The organism is Geobacter hydrogenophilus, from assembly GCF_018501225.1.
Lineage (GTDB): Bacteria > Desulfobacterota > Desulfuromonadia > Geobacterales > Geobacteraceae > Geobacter > Geobacter hydrogenophilus.
In genome coordinates this window covers 162,316-183,020 of record NZ_JAHCZI010000004.1, presented here as the reverse complement: position 1 = coordinate 183,020, position 20,705 = coordinate 162,316, and the positions used below count along the sequence as shown (strand labels likewise).

Annotated in this window: 16 protein-coding genes; 5 read left to right on the top strand and 11 right to left on the bottom strand. The window is 63.9% G+C overall.

What is annotated here, in order from left to right; genetic code table 11:
• The first annotated feature begins 16 nt into the window (after positions 1 to 16).
• Genes rsmB through KI811_RS09085 form a run of 4 tightly spaced genes read left to right on the top strand, consistent with a single transcriptional unit; the run spans position 17 to position 3,675 of the window.
• Entirely contained in the window at positions 17 to 1,363 is a 1,347-nt protein-coding gene (gene rsmB / locus KI811_RS09100) for a 16S rRNA (cytosine(967)-C(5))-methyltransferase RsmB (RefSeq protein WP_214186159.1), read from the top strand.
• Positions 1,364 to 1,378: 15 nt separating this feature from the next.
• The gene (gene rpe, locus KI811_RS09095; protein ID WP_214186158.1) at positions 1,379 to 2,044 is read left to right on the top strand and encodes a ribulose-phosphate 3-epimerase; all 666 of its coding nucleotides are present in this window, start codon (positions 1,379 to 1,381) and stop codon (positions 2,042 to 2,044) included.
• A 36-nt stretch (positions 2,045 to 2,080) separates the two neighbouring features.
• Positions 2,081 to 2,668 (top strand): CoA pyrophosphatase, encoded by a 588-nt coding sequence (locus tag KI811_RS09090; RefSeq protein ID WP_214186157.1) that lies wholly within the window; start codon positions 2,081 to 2,083, stop codon positions 2,666 to 2,668.
• 53 nt (positions 2,669 to 2,721) lie between these two features.
• Positions 2,722 to 3,675 carry a diguanylate cyclase gene (locus tag KI811_RS09085; RefSeq protein WP_214186156.1) on the top strand — a complete coding sequence of 318 codons (954 nt, stop codon included), beginning with the start codon at positions 2,722 to 2,724 and terminating at the stop codon, positions 3,673 to 3,675.
• Between the two features lie 23 nt (positions 3,676 to 3,698).
• On the opposite strand, the gene KI811_RS09080 is transcribed toward KI811_RS09085, so the two are convergent.
• The 11 genes from KI811_RS09080 to KI811_RS09025 form a co-directional block, all read right to left on the bottom strand.
• Positions 3,699 to 4,370 carry an endonuclease III domain-containing protein gene (locus KI811_RS09080; RefSeq protein WP_214186155.1) on the bottom strand — a complete coding sequence of 224 codons (672 nt, stop codon included), beginning with the start codon at positions 4,368 to 4,370 and terminating at the stop codon, positions 3,699 to 3,701.
• Positions 4,370 to 7,564: a bifunctional [glutamate--ammonia ligase]-adenylyl-L-tyrosine phosphorylase/[glutamate--ammonia-ligase] adenylyltransferase gene (gene glnE / locus KI811_RS09075; RefSeq protein WP_214186154.1), complete on the bottom strand. Its 3,195-nt coding sequence runs from the start codon at positions 7,562 to 7,564 to the stop codon at positions 4,370 to 4,372. The genes KI811_RS09080 and glnE overlap by 1 nt, the downstream gene beginning before the upstream one ends.
• Positions 7,561 to 8,601: an S-methyl-5-thioribose-1-phosphate isomerase gene (mtnA, locus tag KI811_RS09070; protein WP_214186153.1), complete on the bottom strand. Its 1,041-nt coding sequence runs from the start codon at positions 8,599 to 8,601 to the stop codon at positions 7,561 to 7,563. The genes glnE and mtnA overlap by 4 nt, the downstream gene beginning before the upstream one ends.
• 2 nt (positions 8,602 to 8,603) lie before the next feature.
• A complete protein-coding gene (gene gatB / locus KI811_RS09065) occupies positions 8,604 to 10,046 on the bottom strand; it encodes an Asp-tRNA(Asn)/Glu-tRNA(Gln) amidotransferase subunit GatB (protein ID WP_214186152.1) in 1,443 nt (480 codons plus the stop codon).
• Between the two features lie 16 nt (positions 10,047 to 10,062).
• On the bottom strand, positions 10,063 to 11,520 hold the full coding sequence (gene gatA / locus KI811_RS09060; protein WP_214186151.1) for an Asp-tRNA(Asn)/Glu-tRNA(Gln) amidotransferase subunit GatA: 1,458 nt from the start codon (positions 11,518 to 11,520) through the stop codon (positions 10,063 to 10,065).
• A 22-nt stretch (positions 11,521 to 11,542) separates the two neighbouring features.
• Positions 11,543 to 11,695: a hypothetical protein gene (locus KI811_RS09055; protein ID WP_214186150.1), complete on the bottom strand. Its 153-nt coding sequence runs from the start codon at positions 11,693 to 11,695 to the stop codon at positions 11,543 to 11,545.
• Positions 11,692 to 11,979 carry an Asp-tRNA(Asn)/Glu-tRNA(Gln) amidotransferase subunit GatC gene (gene gatC, locus KI811_RS09050; protein ID WP_214186149.1) on the bottom strand — a complete coding sequence of 96 codons (288 nt, stop codon included), beginning with the start codon at positions 11,977 to 11,979 and terminating at the stop codon, positions 11,692 to 11,694. The genes KI811_RS09055 and gatC overlap by 4 nt, the downstream gene beginning before the upstream one ends.
• Before the next feature lie 178 nt (positions 11,980 to 12,157).
• Entirely contained in the window at positions 12,158 to 14,566 is a 2,409-nt protein-coding gene (locus KI811_RS09040; protein WP_246551587.1) for a response regulator, read from the bottom strand.
• A gap of 151 nt (positions 14,567 to 14,717) precedes the next feature.
• A complete protein-coding gene (locus KI811_RS09035; RefSeq protein ID WP_214186148.1) occupies positions 14,718 to 16,229 on the bottom strand; it encodes a phospholipase D-like domain-containing protein in 1,512 nt (503 codons plus the stop codon).
• A gap of 156 nt (positions 16,230 to 16,385) precedes the next feature.
• Entirely contained in the window at positions 16,386 to 17,357 is a 972-nt protein-coding gene (locus KI811_RS09030) for a hypothetical protein (RefSeq protein ID WP_214186147.1), read from the bottom strand.
• Between the two features lie 102 nt (positions 17,358 to 17,459).
• Positions 17,460 to 18,959 (bottom strand): YiiX/YebB-like N1pC/P60 family cysteine hydrolase, encoded by a 1,500-nt coding sequence (locus KI811_RS09025; protein ID WP_214186146.1) that lies wholly within the window; start codon positions 18,957 to 18,959, stop codon positions 17,460 to 17,462.
• Between the two features lie 241 nt (positions 18,960 to 19,200).
• On the opposite strand from KI811_RS09025, the gene KI811_RS09020 reads away from it, so the two are divergent.
• Positions 19,201 to 20,664 carry a sigma 54-interacting transcriptional regulator gene (locus KI811_RS09020; RefSeq protein ID WP_214186145.1) on the top strand — a complete coding sequence of 488 codons (1,464 nt, stop codon included), beginning with the start codon at positions 19,201 to 19,203 and terminating at the stop codon, positions 20,662 to 20,664.
• The last annotated feature ends 41 nt before the right edge of the window (positions 20,665 to 20,705 follow it).

Genomic DNA, 20,705 nt, shown 5'->3' with positions numbered 1-20,705 from the left:
GATAAAGGAATTATCCGTGACGAGAAGCAATCCGCGCCGAACGGCGCTCGATATCCTTCTGCGGGTCGAACGGGACCGCGCCTTTGCCGAGCAGCTCCTGGACCGGGAGCTTTCCCTGGGGACCCTTACGGGGCCCGACCGGGGGCTTCTGACTGAGCTGGTCTACGGGGTGCTCCGCCGCCAGGGAACACTCGACTTCCTGGTGGACGCCTTTGCCGCCAGCCGCAGCGGCAAGCTGGAGCGGGCGATCCTGGTCATCCTTCGGCTCGGGCTCTATCAGCTCTTCTTTCTGGACCGGATCCCCGCCTCGGCCGCCGTGAACGAATCGGTGAACCTGGCCAAGGCCGTGGCGCCCCGGGCCGCGGGGTTCGTGAACGCGGTGCTGCGCCGGGCCGACCGGGAGCGGGACTCCCTCCCCTGGCCCGATTGCGGGGCTGACCCCGCTGCCTACATCGCGGTGCGCCACTCCCATCCCCGCTGGCTCGTGGAGCAATGGATCGAGCAGCTCGGCATCCCGGAAGCGGAGGCCCTTGCGGTCGCCATGGCCGAGCAGGCCCCCCTCTCCATCCGGGTCAATACGCTGAAGACCACCCGCGAGGCCTTCGTGGAGGAGCTTGCCGCCGCCGGGGTCACGGCTGAGCCCACCGTCTGGGCGCCCCACGGGGTGCGCATCCTCTCCCGTACGGCAGTCACCACCCTTCCCGGCTTTGCCGAGGGGCTCTTTGCGGTGCAGGATGAGTCGTCGCAGCTGGCGGCGTTTTTTCTCGATCCCCAACCCGGCGAGCGGATTCTCGACGTCTGTGCCGCCCCTGGAGGCAAGGCCACGTACCTGGCCCAGCTCATGGAAAACCGGGGAGAGGTCCTCGCCTGCGACATCTCGGCCAAGAAGCTCCGTCTCGTAGCCGAGGCCGCGGTCCGGCTCGGCATCGGCATCATCCGCACCATGGCCGGCGACGCAACGAAGCCCGGCATCGGTGCCGACGAACCTCCCTTTGACCGGATCCTCCTCGATGCCCCCTGTTCGGGATTCGGTGTCATCCGCCGCAATCCTGAGGGAAAGTGGTGGAAGACCCCCGACGATCTGGCCCGTCTCGCCGCCACCCAGCGGAACATCCTCGCTGCCGTCGCCCCGAGGCTCCGGTCAGGCGGGGTCCTCCTCTACTCCACCTGCTCGACCATGGTGGCGGAGGACGAAGACGTCGTGGATGATTTCCTTTCCCGGCACGAAGATTTTGTGTTAGAAGATTTGAATGCCATTTTCCCCGATTTTTCCGGACAATTCACCGGTCGGGGGCATTTCCGGAGCTGGCCCCACCGGCACGGCATGGATGGTTTTTTCGCCGCCCGGCTCAGAAAGCTCTAGCGCGTGGAGGATGCAATGAAGAAGATAGCGCCATCAATTTTGTCCGCCGATTTCTCCCGGCTCGGCGACGAGGTCAGGGCCGTGGCAGCCGCCGGGGCCGACTATATCCACGTGGACGTCATGGACGGGCACTTCGTGCCCAACATCACCATCGGTCCCCTGGTGGTGGAGGCGGTCCGCAAGGTAACCGACCTCCCCCTCGACGTGCACCTCATGATCGAAAACCCCGACCGCTACATTCCCGATTTCGCCAAGGCCGGCTCCGACATCATCGTCGTTCATGCCGAGGCATCGATTCACCTCCACCGGACCATTCAGCTCATCAAGTCCCTGGGAAAAAAGGCAGGGGTATCCCTTAACCCGGCCACTCCCCTTTCGGTCCTGGAGTATGTCCTTGACGAGCTGGACCTGGTCCTCCTCATGACCGTCAACCCCGGCTTTGGGGGGCAGTCGTTCATCGAGGCCTGCCTGCCGAAGATCCAGGCCCTGCGGGCCATGCTCGACCGGCGGGGATGCGATGCCGAACTGGAAGTGGACGGCGGCGTTAAGATCGACAACATCGACCGGATTGCCCATGCGGGAGCCAACGTCTTTGTGGCCGGGAGTGCAGTTTTCGGAAGCAAAGATTACAAAGAAACAATAAAAGAGCTAAAGCGCCGGGCAAAAGAGCCGATACTGTAACTACGTGCCATGCACATTATTCGGCAAGTGTTATAAATGACAGAGTCGGTTGCACGCGAGCAGAGTGATCTCCCCGGACGGATCAGGGCCGCCCTGGCAAGCCGGAAGCGGGTGCCGCTGGCGCAGGGGCCAGTGCCGGCCGCCGTCCTCGTCCCTCTCTTTCTGGAGGGGGGAGAGTACCACATCCTCTTCACCAAGAGGACGGAGCACCTGAACCATCACCGGGGAGAGATTTCCTTCCCCGGCGGGGTACACCACCCCGACGACGGGAGCCCCCGCGAGACGGCCCTGCGGGAGACCTGGGAAGAAGTTGGCATCAGGCCGGGGGATGTGGACGTGCTGGGGGAACTGGACGATTTCTACTCCATCCACAACTACCTGGTGACACCGGTGGTGGGTATATTCCCTCCCCACTACCCTCTGCGGGTGAACCCGGACGAAATCGAGCGGATCATCACGGTGCCGCTGACGCATCTCCTCAGACCCGAAATTTTCCGGGTCGAGGACTGGAACTGGAAGGGGCGTACCCATCCGGTCTATTTTTTCACCTACGAAGGGGACGAGATTTGGGGGCTGACTGCGGCCATCCTCAAGCAGTTCCTGGACCTGACGTTCCGCCGGTAGCAACCGGAGCAGGTGAAACCGAGTAGCCGTGCGCTACGGAGCATAGGGCAGAAATGAAGAAGACAGTCTTGGTTATCGACGATTCGGATACCCTGCGGGAGGAGATCCTCCGGACCCTCAAAGGGGTATCCCTTTTCGACACCTACCTGGAAGCCGCTGACGGGCTTGACGGGTTCAAGGTACTCCTCAACAACCGGGTGGATCTGGTCCTCTGCGACCTGGAGATGCCGCGGATGGACGGCTTTCGCTTCCTTACCATGATGCGGGCCCGGGAGGAGTTTCAGGACCTGCCGGTCATCATCCTGACGGGGCGTGAAGACCGGGACACGAAGATCAGGGGCCTTGAGCAGGGGGCTTCCGACTTCGTGACCAAACCCTTCGACACCGGGGAACTGGTGGCCCGGGTGCGGGTCCAACTCAAGATGAAGGGGCTTCAGGACGAGTTGAAGCGCTCCAACGAGATGCTGCGTACCCTCTCCATCACCGATCCCCTGACCCATCTCCACAACCGCCGCCATCTCATGGAGATGGTGGACAAGGAGTTCCAGCGCTCCTCCCGCAAGGGTGCGCCCCTCTCCCTCGTCATCCTCGACATCGACTACTTCAAGAAGATCAACGATACCTACGGGCACCAGGAGGGGGACCGGGTCCTCACCATCCTGGCCGACATCGTCCGAAGGCGGCTTCGGAGCTACGACCTCGCGGCCCGCTACGGGGGGGAAGAGTTCGTGCTGCTGCTGCCGGAAACCCCAGTCCACGAGGCTCTCTCCATAGCTGAACGGTTGCGGCTGGAGGTCCAGGAACATGTCTTCGAGGGAAGCCTCACAGGGCTAGTGATAACCATCAGCCTTGGCGTGGCCACGTACCCGTCGTCCCGGGTGGAGAGCATCGATTCGCTCTTCAGGCAGGCCGACGAGGCCCTCTACCGGGCCAAGCAGGGGGGACGCAACCGCGTTGAGCTCATGGCCGGGGCAAGCATTGAAAAAGGGGTGTCTTCAGGCGCTTAGGTGCTCGTTACTGACTGACGGGATTATGATGCCGGCCGTTCCGTGACGTGGCTACGACAGAAGAGGTGGAGCCCGCAGCCGGGGCAGAGGGGGCGCTTGCGGCAGTGGCGCTTGCCGTGCTCCACGATGAGGGCGTGGTACTCGTTGAAGAGCCGGACGTCGGGCGGCAGGTTGGCCATGAAGAGATCTCGCACCTCATCGTAGCCGGCCGACCCGTTCAGAACCCCCAGGGCCGCGAAGAGACGCTTCGTATAGGCATCCACCACGAAGGTCGGTTTCCCCCCCGCGTAGAGAAGGATCGAATCAGCGGTCTCCGGGCCGATCCCCCGCACCCCCAGCAGTTCCTCCCGCAACGTTTGCCAATCCCCCGCGAACATCCGTTCCAAGCTTCCGCCGTGCCGCTCCCCGAGATACCCAACGAAATCCTTGAGCCGGAGGCTCTTCACGTTGTAGTACCCGGCCGGCCGGATGGCCTCCGCAAGGGCGTCTACCGGCACGTCCCGCAATGCCTCTGGGGAGAGTAGCCCCTCCCTTTTCAGGTTCCCGATGGCCTTTTCCACGTTCCCCCAGTTGGTGTTCTGGGTCAGGATTGCGCCGACGCAGACCTCGAAGGGGGTGTCGGCGGGCCACCAGTGGCGGGGGCCGTAGACGGCGTGGAGGATGTCGAAGATCTCCATCAGGACCGCGTCGAGCATCAGGCCGCCGCCCCGCCAGGGGAGTCCCCCCCCAGAATCCGTTCGTAAATCCGTCGCACCGCCTCGGTGGTCTCCTCGTACTCACGCATGAGGAGGTCCCCGGGATGCCGCAGCTTGGGGTCGTAGCCGAGGCGGCGGGCCAGCTTGTCCAGGTACTCCCGGGGACCCCCCAGGTCATTGATGGAGTAGTCGTGGATGAGGCGGAGCCGGTTTTCCAGCCGGCGGAGGAACTTGTACCCCCCCTGGAGCGTCGCGAACTCCTCCTCGGTCAGCACGCCGCAGAGCCGCATCGCCTTCAGGGCCAGGAGCGTGTTGGTGCTCCGGACCTCGGGGAGGTTCACCCCGTGGCAGAGCTGGAGGTACTGGACCATGAACTCGATGTCCACGATTCCCCCCCGGCCGGTCTTGATGTTGTAGCTCCCCTCCTTCTCCCTGGCCAGCTCCACCTCCATGCGGGTCCGCAGCCGGTGGATCTCTTGGCGCACCGTTTCGTCGGCGCCGAAGCCGTAGACCGCCCCCCGGATCACCTCCTCGATCTGGCGCCTCAGGCGCTCGTCGCCAAAGACCACCCGCGCCTTGGTGAGGGCCTGGCGCTCCCAGACCTGGGCTTCCTCCCCGTGGTAAGTCCGGAACGACTCCAGGGAGGTGACTAGGGGACCGGCGTTCCCCGAGGGGCGGAGCCTGGTGTCGATCTTGTAGACATACCCCTCGCGGGTGGGGGTGGTGAGGATGGAGATGATCTTCTGCCCCAGCTTCGCGAAGTACTCCCGGTTGGAGATCTGCTTCTCGCCGTCGGTCTCCCCCTGCTCATCGTAGATGTAGATGATGTCCAGGTCCGAGTGGTAGTTGAGCTCGTTCCCCCCCATTTTCCCCATGGCCACCACGGCGAAGTGGGCCTGGCGCAGGTCGCCGTCGGCGTCCCGGTACATGGGTCTGCCGAAGCGGACCAGCTCCTTCTTGGCCATGCGGCAGGCGGCGGAGAGGCAGACCTCGGCGAGGCCCGTGAGTTGATAGGTGAGTTCCGACTGCCCTAGCTTGCCGTAGATGTCGGTGAGTCCGATCCGGAGGAATTCCTCGTTGCGGTACCGCCGCAGGATGTCGAGACGTTCCTCGTAATCGGCGGCCGCGGCGAGCATCCCTTCCAGTTCCCCCTCCATGGCCTCCCGATCCTTGATGAAGGAGGCGTAGGAACGGGAGACGAGGCTGTCCAGAAGTTCGGGGTGGCCGATGAAGATCTTGGACAGGAGTTCCGAGGTGGCGAAGAAGGAGACCAGAAGCTTCAGTATCTCCCGATTCTCGGCCAGGAGGGCGTAGAAGGAGGAGCGGGAGCCCACGGCGCAGAGGAACCGCTCCAGGTTGGTGAGGGCCATGTCCGGATCGGGAGAGGCGAAGATCTCCTGGAGGAGGAGCGGTGATATCTGCTCCAGGAGCCGCCGGGACCGCTCGGTGAGATGGGCCCGGGGAGGGCCGTCCCGCAGCAGCAGCAGGTTCTCGTAGGCGGCGTCCACGTTCTCGAAGCGCCGCTCCGCCAGCATGTCCTTGATGAAGTCCGGGTCAGCGCCCCGGTCGAAGAAGTAATACGTCTCCGGCCGCACCTCCTCCTTAAGCTTCTCGTCCCGGGAGAGGAAGAGCCCGCCGTAGATGGCCGAGACCCGTTCCCTGTGCCCCTCCAGAACCTCCCTGAACTTAGCCAGGCCGTCTTTCCGCAGGTAGCCGCAGCGCCGGGCCAGGGCCAGCATCTCGTCGTCCTTCTTGGGAAGGGAGTGGGTCTGGCGCTCCTGGACCACCTGAATCCTGTGCTCCACGGTGCGGAGGAACCGGTAGGCGTCGGCCAGGGCCGCGGCGTCCTCCTCGGCAATGATGCGGCCGTCCTTCAGCGTTTCCAGTGCCTTGAGGGAGTTCCGTTCCCGCAGGGCCGGGTTCTTGCCGGCGTAGACGAGCTGGAGAGCCTGGATGAAGAATTCGATCTCCCGGATGCCGCCGCGCCCCAGCTTGATGTTCAGCTCTCCCTCCTGCTGCCGGGCCAGGGAGGCGTCGATCTTTTTCTTCATGGCCATCATATCCTCGATCAGGTTGTAATCGAGGTACTTGCGGTAGATGAAGGGCTCGATGGCGGCCAGAATCCGGTTTCCCAACTCGATGGAGCCGGCCACGGGGCGGGCCTTGAGCATGGCGGCCCGCTCCCACGACTGGCCCCAGTACTCGTAGTAGGTGGCTGCCGAGCGGAACGAGCAGGCCATGTCGCCGCTCTTCCCCTCCGGCCTCAGCCCCAGATCGACCCGGAAGACGAAGCCGTCGGCCGTCACCTGGGAGACCGCCTTGCTGATCATCTCCCCCAGCTTCACGAAGAAGGCGTGGAGCGTGATCCTGCCCGTTGTTCCTCCCTTGCCGTCGGGAATGCCTGCCGTCTCCCCCTGGTCCGAGGAGTAGAAGTAGATGAGATCGATGTCCGAGGAAAAGTTCAGTTCCCGGCCGCCGAACTTCCCCATCCCCAGGATGGTGAGCTCCGCCTCCCGGAGGCCGTCGGGGGTCTCCATGAGGGGAAGACCATGCTCCGCCACAAGCTTTTTCCGGGCCACGTCTTGGGCCACCTGGAGGGCTGCGGCGGCCAGGGACGACAGCTCCCCGGTCACCTCTTCCAGGGGGGCGACGCCGGTCAGGTCCCGGGCCGCGATCCGGAGGATTTCCATGAACTTGAAGCGGCGCAGGAGCGGGAAGAGGGTGGTGTAGTCGGTATCCTTCGGCACCTGGGAGCGGAGTTCCGCCAGCATCTCCGCCTCGCTCCGGCGGATTGCCATCGCCTTGCGGATGAAGAGGTGGTGGAAGTAGGAAGGGTCCCGGCAGAGGATGTTGACCAGGAAGGGGGAAGAGCCGCAGATGGTGAGGAGTTGGGAGAGACCGTCCCGTTGGGAGCAGACGGCAAGGATCTCGTCCCGGTCCGCCACGCCGCTTACCCGCTCCAGCCCGTTCAGGGCCATGTCCGGCAGGGGGGTGGCCAGGGAGGCGACGGCGATGCGACAGACGAGGCTGTCGGGAAAGACATGCTGGAGGAGGCGCAGGTTCGTGGCCGAACGGGCCGCGTAGGTGAATCCCTCCTCCTCCAGGAGCGCCACGAAAAGCTGGTCGTTGTCGATATCGGGGGAGGTGCCGATGGCATCCTCCAGGCGGCGGACGAAGGAATCGGTATGGTTCATGGGGTCACGAGGGCCTTGAGCTTCGCCGTGTAGTCGCCGGTGATCACCCCCTTCTCGGTGATGATGCCGGCGATGTAGCGGGCCGGCGTCACGTCGAAGGCGGGGTTGCGCACCGCGATTCCCTCCGGGGCCACGGGGAGCCCCTGGAGGTGGGTCACCTCCCGGGCGTGCCGCTCCTCGATGGGGATCTGGTCGCCGTTTTCGAGCGACAGGTCGAGGGTGGAGGTGGGGGCCGCCACGTAGAAGGGGATGTTGTTTTCCCTGGCCAGGACCGCCACGCTGTAGGTGCCGATCTTGTTGGCCGTGTCGCCGTTGGCGGCGATCCGGTCGGCCCCCACCACGCAGCAGGTGATCTCGCCGTTCTTCATGAAGAAGCCGGCCATGTTGTCGGAGATGAGGGTGACGGGGATGCCGTCCTTCATGAGCTCCCACGCCGTGAGCCGCGCCCCCTGGAGCCAGGGACGGGTCTCGTCGGCAAAGACCTGGATGTTCTTCCCGGCTTCGTGGGCGGCCCGGATGACTCCCAGGGCCGTGCCGTAACCGGCCGTGGCAAGCCCGCCGGCATTGCAGTGGGTGAGGACCGTGGCCCCCTCGGGAATCAGGGCCGCGCCGTGGCGGCCGATGGCCTTGCAGAGCTCCAGGTCCTCCTCCTCGATCCGGATCGCCTCGGCCTTCAGGATCTCGCGCACCTCGTCCAGGGACCGGTCACTGTGCTCCGCAGCCACCCGCTTCATCCGCTCGATGGCCCAGAAGAGGTTTACCGCCGTGGGGCGGGTCCGGGCCATGACGTCGCAGACGTTGTCCAACTGGCGCAGGAACGACTCGGGGGTGTCGGCGATGATCTCCCGGGCACCCAGGGCGACCCCCATGGCCGCGGCCACGCCGATGGCCGGCGCCCCACGGATGATCATCCCCCGGATTGCCTCGGCCACGCTCTTGTAGTCGCCGTACTCGCAGTAGACCTCCTCGCCCGGAAGCCGGGTCTGGTCTATCATGATCACCTTGTCGTCGCGCCACTCTATGGTTCGGAAGGACATGGCTACTCTCCCTTCAGCTTCTTCATCAGCAGCTCGTTCACCACCGCCGGGTTCGCCTTCCCCTTGGAGGCCCGCATCACCTGGCCCACGAAGAAGCCGAAGACCTTTTCCTTGCCGCCGCGGAACTCCTCCACCTGTCCCATGTTGGCGGCCATGATCTCGTCGATGATCGTCTCGATGGCGCCGGTGTCGGAGACTTGGACGAGACCTTTCTCCTCCACGATGGCTTCCGGGGCCTTGTCGCTTGTCCACATCTCGTCGAAAACGGTCTTGGCGATCTTGCCGGAGATGGTCCCCTTTTCGATGAGCTGGAGCAGCGCCGTGAGGCGCTCCGGCGTGACCGGGCATTCCCCGATCCCCTTTCCTGCCTCGTTCAGGGCTCGGGTCACCTCACCCATCACCCAGTTGGCGGCCCCCTTGGCCGGGGCGCCGGCGGCGATGCACGCCTCGAAGTACTCGGCCATCTCGCGGGTGGCGGTCAGGACTTCGGCGTCGTAGTCGGAAAGCCCCAGGTCGGAGCGGTAGCGGCTGCGTCGGGCCTCGGGGAGTTCGGGGAGCGAGAGGGCCACGTCGGCCACCCAGTCGTTGGAGATGACCAGCGGCACGAGATCGGGGTCGGGGAAGTAGCGGTAGTCGTGGGCCTCCTCCTTGCCGCGCATGGAGCGGGTCTCGCCGGTGTTGGGGTCGAAGAGGCGGGTCTCCTGGACCACCTTCCCCCCCTCCTCGATCAGCTCGATCTGGCGCTCGATCTCGTACTCGATGGCCTGCTTCACGAAGCGGAAGGAGTTCACGTTCTTGGTCTCGGTGCGGGTGCCGAAGGTTGCGGACCCCACCGGCATGACCGACACGTTGGCGTCGCAGCGGAAGCTCCCCTCCTCCATGTTGCCGTCGCAGATCCCGAGATAGACCACGATCTGGTGGAGCTTCTTGAGGTAGGCGACCGCCTCGTCGGCGCTGCGGATGTCCGGCTCCGAGACGATCTCCAGGAGCGGCGTGCAGGCTCGGTTCAGGTCCACGCCGGAGCCGCTCCCCAGGCCGGGGATGTCGCTGTGGACGAGCTTGCCGGCGTCCTCCTCCATGTGGATGCGGGTGATGCCGATCCGCGTCGCTTCCCCCTCCACCTCGATGTCCAAGTGGCCGTTCTGGCAGATGGGGAGCTCGAACTGGCTGATCTGGTACCCCTTGGGGAGGTCCGGGTAGAAGTAGTTCTTCCGGGCGAAAACGCTGCGTGGTGCGATCCGGCAGTTGGTGGCAAGACCCGCCCGAATGGCGAACTCCACCACCTTCCGGTTCAGGACCGGCAGGGCGCCGGGCATCCCGAGGCAGACCGGGCAGGTCTGGGAGTTGGGGCTGGCGCCGAACTGGGTGGAGCAGCCGCAGAAGATCTTGGTGTCGGTCTTCAACTGGACGTGGACTTCAAGGCCGATGACGGCTTGGTAGTTCATGGAGATCTCCGAAGAGTTAGAGTTGGGCTGTGCGCTGGTGCCACGCCGTGGCCTGCTCGAAGGCATGGGCGGCGCGGATGATGGTCTCCTCCCCGAAGGGGCGGCCGATGAGCTGGAGGCCGATGGGGAGCCCGGCGGCGCCCATGCCGGCGGGGACGGAGACGGCGCAGGTGCCGGCCAGGTTCACCGGGATGGTGAAGATGTCCGACAGGTACATCTTGAGCGGATCGCTCGTCTTCTCGCCGATCCTGAAGGCCGGGGTCGGGGCCACCGGTGTGAGGATGGCGTCGACCTTCTCGAAGGCCTTGAGGAAGTCCTGCATGATGAGGGTGCGGACTTTCTGGGCCTTGAGGTAGTAGGCGTCGTAGTAGCCCGAGGAGAGGGCGTAGGTGCCGATCATGATCCGCCGCTTCACCTCGGCGCCGAACCCTTCGGCGCGGGTCTTGCGGAACATGTCGATGAGGTTCGCCCCCCCTTCGGCCCGATGGCCGAAGCGGACCCCCTCGTAGCGGGCCAGGTTGGAGCTCGCCTCGGCGGTGGCGATGAGGTAGTAGGTGGCCACGGCGTAGTCGGTGTGGGGGAGCGAGATGTCCACGAACTCGGCGCCGAGCCCCCGGTAGGTCTCGATGGCCTCGTCCAGTGCCTTCTTCACGTCCGGGTCGAGCCCCTCGATGTAGTACTCCTTCGGAAGGCCGAGCTTCAGCCCCTTCACGTCGCCGGTGAGGGCCTTGGTGTAGTCGGGGACCGGGAGGTCGATGCTGGTGGAGTCCATGGGGTCGTGGCCCGCCACGGCACCGAGCATCAGGGCGCAGTCGGTCACGTCACGGGTCACGGGGCCCACCTGATCCAGGGACGAGGCGTAGGCGATGACCCCGTAGCGGGAAACCCGGCCGTAGGTGGGGCGAAGGCCCACGCAGCCGCAGTGGGAGGCGGGTTGGCGGATGGAGCCGCCGGTGTCGGTCCCCAGCGTCGCCGTGGCGGTACGGGCCGCGATGGCCGCCGCCGAGCCGCTGGAGGAGCCGCCGGGGATGCACTCCAGGTTCCAGGGGTTCTTCGTCGGGCCGAAGGCGCTGGACTCCCCGGAGGAGCCCATGGCGAACTCGTCCTGGTTGAGCTTCCCCACGATGACCGCCCCGGCCTCCTTCAGCTTTGCCACCGCCGTCCCGTCGTAGGGGGGGACGAAGTTGCCGAGGATCCTGGAGGCGCAGGTGGTGCGGATCCCCCTGGTGACGAAGATGTCCTTCAGGGCGACGGGGATGCCGGTGAGGGGGGCGATATCCCCGGCGGCGATCCGCCGGTCCGCGGCCTCCGCCGCCGCCAGGGCTTCCTCGGGGGTGACCGTGATGTAGGCGTTCACCTTCGGGTCCACCGCCTCGATCCGGGCGAGCATGGCCTTCGTTGCCTCAACGGAGGAGACTTCCTTCCGTTTCAGCCGTTCGTGCAGTTCGTGTATGGTCAGATCAAAGAGTTCCATGGGGTCTCCGATGCGTGCGATTTTACTTTTCCGTCTCCCTCCCCGGGGAGTTGTTCGTTATGGTGGCGCTCGTCTCCAATGAACCGTGGAAGCTGGAGGTGAAGCAACCGGCGAGAAGAAGCGCGGCGGCAAAGACGAAGAGGCCGAACAGAAGCCGGTGCGCCGGCATTCTCACTCGATTACCTTCGGCACCCGGAAGAACCCTTCCACCCGGTCCGGGGCATTGGCCAGGGCGCTTTCCACGCCTATGGAAGGGCGTACCGCGTCGTCCCGGAAGGCGTTTTCCACCGGTACCGCATGGGAGGTGGGGATGATGCCGCTCGTGTCCAGCTCGTTCAGCTTTTCCACATAGGCGAGGATGGCGTCCATCTGGCCGGTGAAGGTCTCCGTCTCCCCCGGTGTCAGCTCAAGGCGGGCCAGGAGGGCGACGGCATCGACTTCGGCTTTGGTTATCTTCATGGGAAGGTCTCCGTGGGGCGCAACAGGTGAATTGAACGGTATTTTGTAGCACGGATGGGGTGAAATGACAAGCAGTGGGGGGAGGGGCCGGCATGCGCCGGCAGCCCCTTCCGGCGGCGTCAGTCCAGGAGTTGCCCCGCTTCACTGGCGGCACCTTCCTGAACCGGTGTCAGGAAATTCAGGGGGCGGATGAAGTGACCCCGCCACCACCGGTGGCCGGGGGGAGATTGCGGATGATGACGTCGTACAGCTTTTCTGCCCGAACCGGCTTGGAGATGTAATCATTCATCCCCGCCTCGCGGCAGACGTTCTCGTACTCCTTAAGGGCGTGGGCGGTCATGGCGATTACCGGCGTGGCCTGATCGATGCCCCCCTCTGCCCCGCTCCGTATCACGCGGGTCGCCTCCAGGCCGTCCAGCACCGGCATCTGGATATCCATCAGTACCATGTCAAAACGCTGCCGTTTCATGGCGCTCACCGCTTCGCCGCCATTCTCGACGGCAACAACCTGGCACCCCATACTCTCCAGGAGGAGCCGGGAGACTTTGAGGTTCACGGGGTTGTCCTCGGCGAGAAGCACCTTCACCTCCCGGTCAAACCTGCGCATCCCTCCCTGTCTGGTTCCTTTGTCCACCCGGCTTTCCCGGCAGGCAGCCTCGATGGCAACGGCGAGCTCCCTCTGTTTCACCGGTTTCCTGACGACCTGTGATATGCCGTGCAGCCGGGCCTGTTCCTCCAGGTCGTCATAGGCCGATGAAACAAGTATGATAGGAATCGACGCTACCCCTTCGGTCTCCCGGACCGCGCGGGAGAGTTCCAGGCCGTTCATCCCCGGCATCAGGTAGTCCACGATGGCCAGGTCGAACGATGTGTCGGCCTCGGCCGCCGCCAACAAGCACCGTAGCGCCTCCTCTCCCGATGAAGCCACCTCGGCACGGGCATCCCACCGGGTGAGCTTTTCCGCCAGGATGCGGCGATTTGTCGCGTTGTCATCCACCACGAGGACATGCATGGCCGACACAGCCGAACAAGGTTCCGGAAGGCACTCCCGCCGGGAAGCGCAGACCCCCACCCGGACCGTGAACCGGAAGGTGCTCCCGACCCCTACGGTGCTCTCCACGGAGATTTCTCCCCCCATCATCGACACGAGGGCGCGGGAAATGGCGAGCCCCAGCCCCGAACCCCCGTATTTTCTGGTGGTGGAGCCGTCGGCCTGGGTGAACGACTCGAATATGAGGGAGAGCTTGTCGGCGGGGATACCGATGCCGGTGTCCGAAATACTGAAGAGCAGCTCTACGCGGTCGTCCGTGCCGGATGACGGGGCGCGTTGTTCCACCTTCAGGACAACCTCCCCCCTTGCAGTGAACTTGATGGCATTGTTGAGGAGGTTGATCAGCACCTGCCGCAGGCGGATCGGGTCGCCGGTAAAGCTCTCCGGGAGGTCCTGGGCCATGTCCAGGATCAACTCCACCGCTTTGCCGTGGGCCTGCGGGGCTACCACGTCCATGGCCCCCTCCACCGTCTTCTGAAGGTCGAAGGGAACCTCCTCCAGGGAGAGGCGCCCGGCCTCGATTCTCGAGAAATCCAGGATGTCGTTCAGGAGCCCCAGCAGGTTCTCGGCCGACGAACCGATGATCTCCAGGTTCTCGCGCTGGGAAGGTGAGAGGGGGGTTTCCAGGGTCAGCTCAGTCATCCCGATGATGGCGTTCATGGGGGTCCGTATCTCGTGGCTCATGTTGGCCAGAAACTCGCTTTTCATTGTGCTGGCTGATTCCGCTTCGTCCCTGGAGCGCTTCAAGTCGTTGACCATCCGCTCGATGGTATGGAGCACCTGATGGGTCTCATCATGGCATTCGCTATCCACCACCGCCATATCATGCCCCAGGGCGGTGGCAGCACAGCAGAGTGCCTGTCTGAGGGGGCGGTTAATGCGGTACGCTGCATAGGCGGAAAAAACTACGGAGAGGAGCACCGTCAGCAGCGCACCCGACAAGATCCGCGCCTCGAGCATGGAGATTTCATCATTCAGGTCGTCAAGGTATATGCCGCTTCCCAGAACCCATTGCCATGGTTCGAAGAGGGCAACGTGAGAGACCTTGTGGATCGGCTCCTGATCGCTTGGACGGGGCCAGAAGTAGTCGATCTCTCCCTTCCCCTCCCGGCGCACAACGTCGTTCATGGCCAGGAAAAAATGTTTCCCCCGGGCGTCGGTAAGGCGGGAGAGGTCTTCCCCTTCCAGCTCGGGGCGCATGGGGTGCATCACCATCCTGTGTTGCAGGTCATGGACCCAGACGTAGCCGTTGACATCGTAGCGCAATCCACGCAGGGTTTCCTTGGCCAGTCTGCGGGCCTCTGGTTCGGAGAGCTCCCCCCGGATCTGGAGGGAATTGTAGTGGGCGGCTATGGAGCGTGCCGCCTCCACGACATTGCTTGCATTATCCGTCCGTTCGCGGACCAGCCGTGATTCCAGAAGCGGAAGGAATAGCCCGAGGAGCCCTGCTATCATGACAAATACCGCAACTGTCGATATGAGGAATATCTTCGAGAAAAGTCGCCAGTTGCGAATTCGCCAGGTTTTGAAATTCATGGTCCGCAGCAGTCCTTCTGCCGGAAAATGGAAGGCGTCAATGGGATTATTCGTCGGGGGGTCGTGCCGGTCTCCGGCACCGCGCGTGGTGCCGTTTATTGTCTTTTCGGCATGAAAAGGGCTTCCTTGAGAATTTTCTTACCTCGGGGGGCTAGAGTATCGGTTCCAGCGGCAGCGACTTCCAGAGGCGCAGCCTGTTCCGCTTGGCCGCCGCGGCATGCCGGTCCGGGTTGTCCGTGGCCGGGTTCCAGCTGTTCTCCGGAAGCATGTCCCGCTCGATCCGCTCCTCCACCCGGCGGGCTAGGGAGGGATTGCGGACCAGCACCCCCACCTCGGTGTTCAGGTTGGCGGAGCGGGGGTCCAGGTTGAAGGTGCCGACGAACAGGGTCTCGCCGTCGATCACCAGCGTCTTGGCGTGGAGGGCGAAGGTGGGGGGCTTCTCCTTCAGCTTCGGATAGCGCTCGATCAGTTCCTTCCGCACGGCAGGGTCGGGGCGGAACTCCCGAATGGCGATCCCCGCCTTCAGGAGCCTGCTGCGCTGCTTGCGGTAGCCGCTGAAGGCCTGGAGATTGTCGGTGGCGGCCAGGGAGTTGGTCACGATCCGCACCTCCACCCCCCGCTTGATGAGCCCCCGGAACAGCTCCAGCCCTCCCTCCGGCATGACCAGGTAGGGGGACTGGATGGTGACCCGCCGCCTGGCCTTGCGCACCGCATCCACCAGGGCCGCCGTGCTCCGGCCGCCCCCCTTCAGACCCTCCCGGCCGCTGTTCTTCCCCGGAAGGTCGGAGATGAAGCGGGCCTCCTCCCAGACCATCTCCCGCAGCAGGCCGTCGAACCTCCGGGGGAGGTCCTGGAGCGCCTGGCGGACCTCCGGGGCGAAGTTCTCCGGCTTCCCGGCATAGGCGTGGAGGCCGGCATAGACCTTGCCGGTCCGCTCCGGCGTCATCTTTTTCAGGGGCTTCTTCAGCAGCCTCTCCACCGGCACCGCCAGGGGGCTCTCCCAGAACCGGGCGAAACTGGCCTCCGCCTCGGCCACCGCCGGCCCCATCATCAGGATGTCCCGGTCCCGGAAGGTGTATTCCTGGTCAAAGTCGTAGTACTCGTCGGCCATGTTGCGGCCGCCGGTGATGCCGACCATCCCGTCGAACAGGGCGGTCTTGTCGTGCATCCGCTGGTTCACGGAGCGAAAGCCGGTCATCACGTTGGCGAGCCGCTTTGCCTTCGAGGTCCCCACGGTCATTTTCGGGTTGTAGATCCTGATGTCGATGTTGGGGTGATGGGCCAGGGCCAGGAGCGATTCCGGCGGCGCGTCGATGAGGAGGTCGTCCACCAGCACCCGGACCCGCACCCCCCGCTCCGCCGCCCGCAGCAGAGCCTCCGAAGCCAGGATGCCGATGTTGTCGCTGCTCCAGATGAAATACTGCACGTCGATGGTCTTCGAGGCGTGGTCCGCGAGCCATGCCCGGGCCAGGAGCGACTCCTCCCCCCTTTCCAGGACATAGAGGCCCGTTTTGCCGGGATGGGCCGCCAGGAGGGGCTGGATGCTCCGGGAGAGGGGGGGCGCGGCCGGGCCGGATTCGGCGGCCGACAGGGGCCGCAGGCCGGGAACGGCGGTGAGGATGAGCAGGGTGTATAGGATGATAAGCCGCAGATATCGGATCATTACAAAGCACCTCGGTAATGCAATCGCGCGTCCTGTAGTTCTTATCCTTGAACGGGCATGGCTTTGACCTGCCGGGTTTTAGGGCAGGTCGTAAGCCTTGTTGAGTCGTCAATTCTTTCCTTTTTTTTGATATTTGGAGCTTTGACTCTTCTGCTACTAACGACCGAGATGCTCCGGGTTGATATCCTGCGGTATTGCACTCTTATAGTTCGCAGGGTCAATACCTTCTCTCCAGTTGGCGCCTCGCTCAGCGAAGATGTTCCAGGGAAGCAGATAGGCGTCAGAGACTGCGCCATCTCTGACTACCAGTATCCGCAAGTCGAACATGCAATCTTGGTCCAAGTATCGCCTAGACAGGTCGGCCTTTACGAGGGAGGGATCCACCCGAAGGGGATCGGCACTTGTCTGGTACACTCGTACTCGCGTGAAGAATGGCTGTCGTTGGCCAAAAAGCGGAAGTCCGTGGAGGGGTTCAATCTCATCAAGGTCGCGTCGCAAAGTCTTTTCGCGATACTCATCAAATGCCCAAGCCCCTCCTATGTAGTTCAAAGTTGACACCATCGTGAGGACGAGCTTTCTAAGGTGGTGCGCACTGATCTGCACAGGCACGCCTACAACGCCATGCTTCGAAGTCGACACTTGGATTGAGCCATCGATTGAGGCGAAGTGTCTGTCATGAATGATCGTTCCGCGCAGAGGTTCGAGGGTGCGATAGAGGCCAACGAGTCGCTCCTTCAACCATGGACGACATTCAACGAATGGCGGAAAGACGATGGGCTGACTGAGGCGGTCTATCTTCTGCTGGAATCGAAACGTAGCTCTGCCACCGTTCCTCTCGATAACCCAGTCGATAAGCATGTCGAGAAGCTTGAAGGACGATACGAATATCAACGGTGCACCAGCTGAGAGAAAGCCTGGGCGCCAATCGCCAATGATGATATTTCCGCAAGCGAATCCGTAACATGCCGATTCATTCTGGTCGAGCGGGTACACAATGCCGTCCGGCCACTCCCGGAATAGGTCTTGTTCGGCAATCGCGTACACGGCTTCGAGGAGCCAGGTTTCGTACTCCGTTCGCTTCGCGAGGGTGCGCAGAGCGCTCTGGTCATAGTTTGGCAGGGAGCTCACGATTGTTCTCCAGTCCGGCTAACTCGTTTTTGACCGGTTCACGCGCGCGTGAACCGGTGATCTACCCTATTGGAACATTTCTCCAGGGAGAGACTATTCCGTCTACCTCTCCCTCACCCGCATCAGCTCCGCCATGTGCGCCACGGGCCGGTCGGTGACAGGTTTGCCGTCGTGGTAGAAGCTGACCAGTTGCAGGTCGCCACCCTTGAAGGCGCGGATTGCCACGTCGTCGGGGCTGAAGGTGGCCCTGCCCAGGGATTTCTTCGTGGGCCAGTCGATGCCGCTGTAGGAGAGGTAGACCAGCTTTGAGCAGTAGACCCGCTCCTTGGATTCCACGTCGAAGTTGAAGTCGTAGGGCTTCCCCACCTGGCGCAGGGCCTGGATGATGATCCTTCCCCGCTCTTCCGGGCCTGCCGCGCCCTTGCGCAGGATGCCGAGGCTGTCCACGTTGAGGAAGTGCTCCAGGGTGTTCATCTCCACGCCGGAGCGGAGCGCCTCCACCACCAGCCGCCCCTCGCGGATCTCGTCATGGTGGCGGGCCACCACCGGATTGTCCCAGATCCCCAGCTCCTTCAGCTCCGCCTCGCCGCCGACCCAGACCGCCGCATGGCCCCAGTAGCCGGGGATCAGCTTGTCGGTGAGCCGGAAGGGGGTCTTTTCCAAAAGGATGTCGCCGGCTCTGAGGGTTGCCGAAACCTGCTGCGCCACGTCGTTCCGTTTGGCCAGCTTCCCCTTGCGGGTCTCTACCAGCCCCACCGTATTGCCGAAGAGCATGCTGAAAAGGTTGACGCCCTCCCGTTCAAGGCCGGTGAGGGTGTCGGTGGTGGCTGCCCCCAGGAAGCCCAGCTTGCGGCCGATCACGTAGAGGGGCGATACCTTTTTGACCATGGTGTACGAGGGGCTTTGGGCAATGAGCATGGCGAGGTAGGCGGTTTCCGAGCCGTCGCGAAGGATGGCCGGATGCTTCTTTGATTCGTTCTCGAAAAACGAGATAGCCCGCCGGACCCGCTGCCGGTTGGCGATTGAATTGTAGTTGAGGGTGACCTTGGAGAGGGCTGCGCGGGTTACGGCGTAGCCGGGGTCCTTTTCGTTGAGGATGCGGCGCAGTTTGGCGTCCCCCTCGAAGAGGGAGACCGCCAGCAGGTAGTTGTCGTAGAGGACCAGGGCCGAGGCGAGGGATACCATCACCCCCTTGAGGCGGGCCTCTTCGGTGATGCCCGCCCTCCCCAGTTCGGTGGCCGAGGCGTCGAGCCAGCATTCGTGGCTCTCGGCCACGGCCAGCATCTCCTCCCGCAGGGCCAGGTGCTCGTTGATCCCCTGGTTGAGGAGCGCGATGTCGTCGCCGGTGAGGGGCTTCCCCTGATCCACCTTGGTGCGGACCGCGTTTCCTACCTTGATGGTCTCGGCCCGCAAGGCCAGTGCCCGCTCTGCCAGGGTCCGGAAGGCAGTCACTTCCTGATTGATGGAGCGATCAACCGCTGGCTGGCCACCGTTGTGAGCCTCGGCCAGGTGCTCGCGGCAGATCGCCTGGTGCTGGGCCAAGACCGGGACGGGTGAGAGCATGGCTGCCATGAGCAGCACTGCGGCAGTGATGCGCTTCATTTGATCTTCCTTTTAACGGTAGGGGCGGCGCTTGCTCCGCCCAATCAGGGCGCGGCAAGCAGCGCCCCTACATCAGGGTTAGAATGTTTTCTGCTCAAGAAATTGCCGATAGTGTGCCAAACTGGCTGCGAATCGGAATTGCCAGTCTTGTCGCTGTATTACGATTTCGACGCACCGCCCCCGCTGGTTCATGTTTGAAATCTGGTTGACATTTTGTGTATGGCACCTATACATCAAATGCATGAATGCCATTAAAACCATACTGGCAACGGAGCGGGATTTCTTTGCCAAGGTGGCTCGGGCCGCCTTTCTCAATCCCTTTGGCGAGAGCCGCGACGAATTGGACCTGCTCCTGGCGGGTACGGCTGCCGGCGACCGGGACGTGCTTGCCGCCATCATCGACCGAGTGGCCGAGCGGGTTGCCGTCCTGCAGCGGGAGCTGCGGGGCAATCTCAACCGCCTGCCGCCCCCTGACCGGGAAACGGTTCGGACCGTGTTCCTCTTCGACCTGTTTCACCGGTTCCTCGACTCCTTCGACCGCCTCATCCGGGAGCAGGCCGCGGCCGGCGACACCCCCTGCCCGGTCCCCTTTGCCGGCGGCTTCATGGCCGCCTTCGGGGAGGCGGGCTTCTCCGAGGCCGAGAGCCGCCGCTACCTGGCCCTCTTCTACCAGCTTCGGCGCGCCTTCTATTTCATCCGGGAAGGGCTCGCCGGCTCCAGTCCCTCCCTGCGGTTGGTGCGGGAGCACCTCTGGCAGACCCTCTTCACCCACAACATGCGGTGGTTCGACCAGTACCTCTGGGACCGGATGGAGGACTTCTCGGTCCTCATCCTCGGGGAGACCGGCACCGGCAAGGGAGCCGCGGCCGCCGCCATCGGCCGGTCGGGCTTCATCCCCTTCGACCCGAAGAGCGGCCGCTTCAGCGAGAGCTTCACCCGCAACTTCCTGGCGGTGAACCTTTCCCAGTACCCGGAGGGGGTGCTGGAGTCGGAGCTCTTCGGCCACAAAAAAGGGGCCTTCACCGGCGCCATCGACCACCACGAGGGGGTCTTCAGCCGCTGCACCCCCCACGGGGCCATCTTCCTGGACGAGATCGGCGAGGTGTCGCTTCCGGTGCAGGTGAAGCTCCTCCAGGTGCTCCAGGAGCGGAGCTTCTCGCCGGTGGGGAGCTACCAGCGGCTCCGCTTCAGCGGCCGGGTCATCGCCGCCACCAACCGGGATCTGAACCGCCTTCGGGAGCAGGGAGAATTCCGGGATGACTTCTACTACCGCCTCTGCTCCGACGTGATTACCATCCCGCCACTACGGCAGCGGCTCCAGGAGCGACCCGAGGAACTGGGAGAGCTGGTGGCGGGAATCCTCAGGCGCCTGACCGGAACCGCGCCGGAGCGGGAGGTGCAGGTGCTGCGCAAGGCCATTGAGCGGGAGACCGGGAAGAATTATCCCTGGCCGGGAAACGTGCGGGAGCTGGAGCAGGCGGTGCGGCGGGTGTTGGTGACGGGGCATTACCGGGGAGAGGAGAAGTCGGCGCCGTCCGGCGCGACGGAACAGTTCCTGGCGGATGTGGCGGCGGGGGGGCTCGATGCCCAAGGGCTTCTGGCCGGGTACTGCCGCATACTCTACGCGCAATGCGGCACCTACGAGGAGGTGGCCCGCCGGACCAACCTGGACCGGCGGACGGTCAAGAAATACTTGCAGCAGTGATCATGGCAGGACCCCCCTCAATCCCCCCTACCCTGTAGGGG

What these genes read in the sequence shown, in the direction of transcription:
- rpe (WP_214186158.1), top strand. Translation starts at nt 1,379, where the DNA reads ATGAAGAAGATAGCGCCATCAATTTTGTCCGCCGATTTCTCCCGGCTC.
- KI811_RS09090 (WP_214186157.1), top strand. Translation starts at nt 2,081, where the DNA reads ATGACAGAGTCGGTTGCACGCGAGCAGAGTGATCTCCCCGGACGGATC.
- KI811_RS09085 (WP_214186156.1), top strand. Translation starts at nt 2,722, where the DNA reads ATGAAGAAGACAGTCTTGGTTATCGACGATTCGGATACCCTGCGGGAG.
- KI811_RS09080 (WP_214186155.1), bottom strand. Translation starts at nt 4,370, where the DNA reads ATGCTCGACGCGGTCCTGATGGAGATCTTCGACATCCTCCACGCCGTC.
- glnE (WP_214186154.1), bottom strand. Translation starts at nt 7,564, where the DNA reads ATGAACCATACCGATTCCTTCGTCCGCCGCCTGGAGGATGCCATCGGC.
- mtnA (WP_214186153.1), bottom strand. Translation starts at nt 8,601, where the DNA reads ATGTCCTTCCGAACCATAGAGTGGCGCGACGACAAGGTGATCATGATA.
- gatB (WP_214186152.1), bottom strand. Translation starts at nt 10,046, where the DNA reads ATGAACTACCAAGCCGTCATCGGCCTTGAAGTCCACGTCCAGTTGAAG.
- gatA (WP_214186151.1), bottom strand. Translation starts at nt 11,520, where the DNA reads ATGGAACTCTTTGATCTGACCATACACGAACTGCACGAACGGCTGAAA.
- gatC (WP_214186149.1), bottom strand. Translation starts at nt 11,979, where the DNA reads ATGAAGATAACCAAAGCCGAAGTCGATGCCGTCGCCCTCCTGGCCCGC.
- KI811_RS09040 (WP_246551587.1), bottom strand. Translation starts at nt 14,566, where the DNA reads ATGAATTTCAAAACCTGGCGAATTCGCAACTGGCGACTTTTCTCGAAG.
- KI811_RS09035 (WP_214186148.1), bottom strand. Translation starts at nt 16,229, where the DNA reads ATGATCCGATATCTGCGGCTTATCATCCTATACACCCTGCTCATCCTC.
- KI811_RS09025 (WP_214186146.1), bottom strand. Translation starts at nt 18,959, where the DNA reads ATGAAGCGCATCACTGCCGCAGTGCTGCTCATGGCAGCCATGCTCTCA.
- KI811_RS09020 (WP_214186145.1), top strand. Translation starts at nt 19,201, where the DNA reads ATGAATGCCATTAAAACCATACTGGCAACGGAGCGGGATTTCTTTGCC.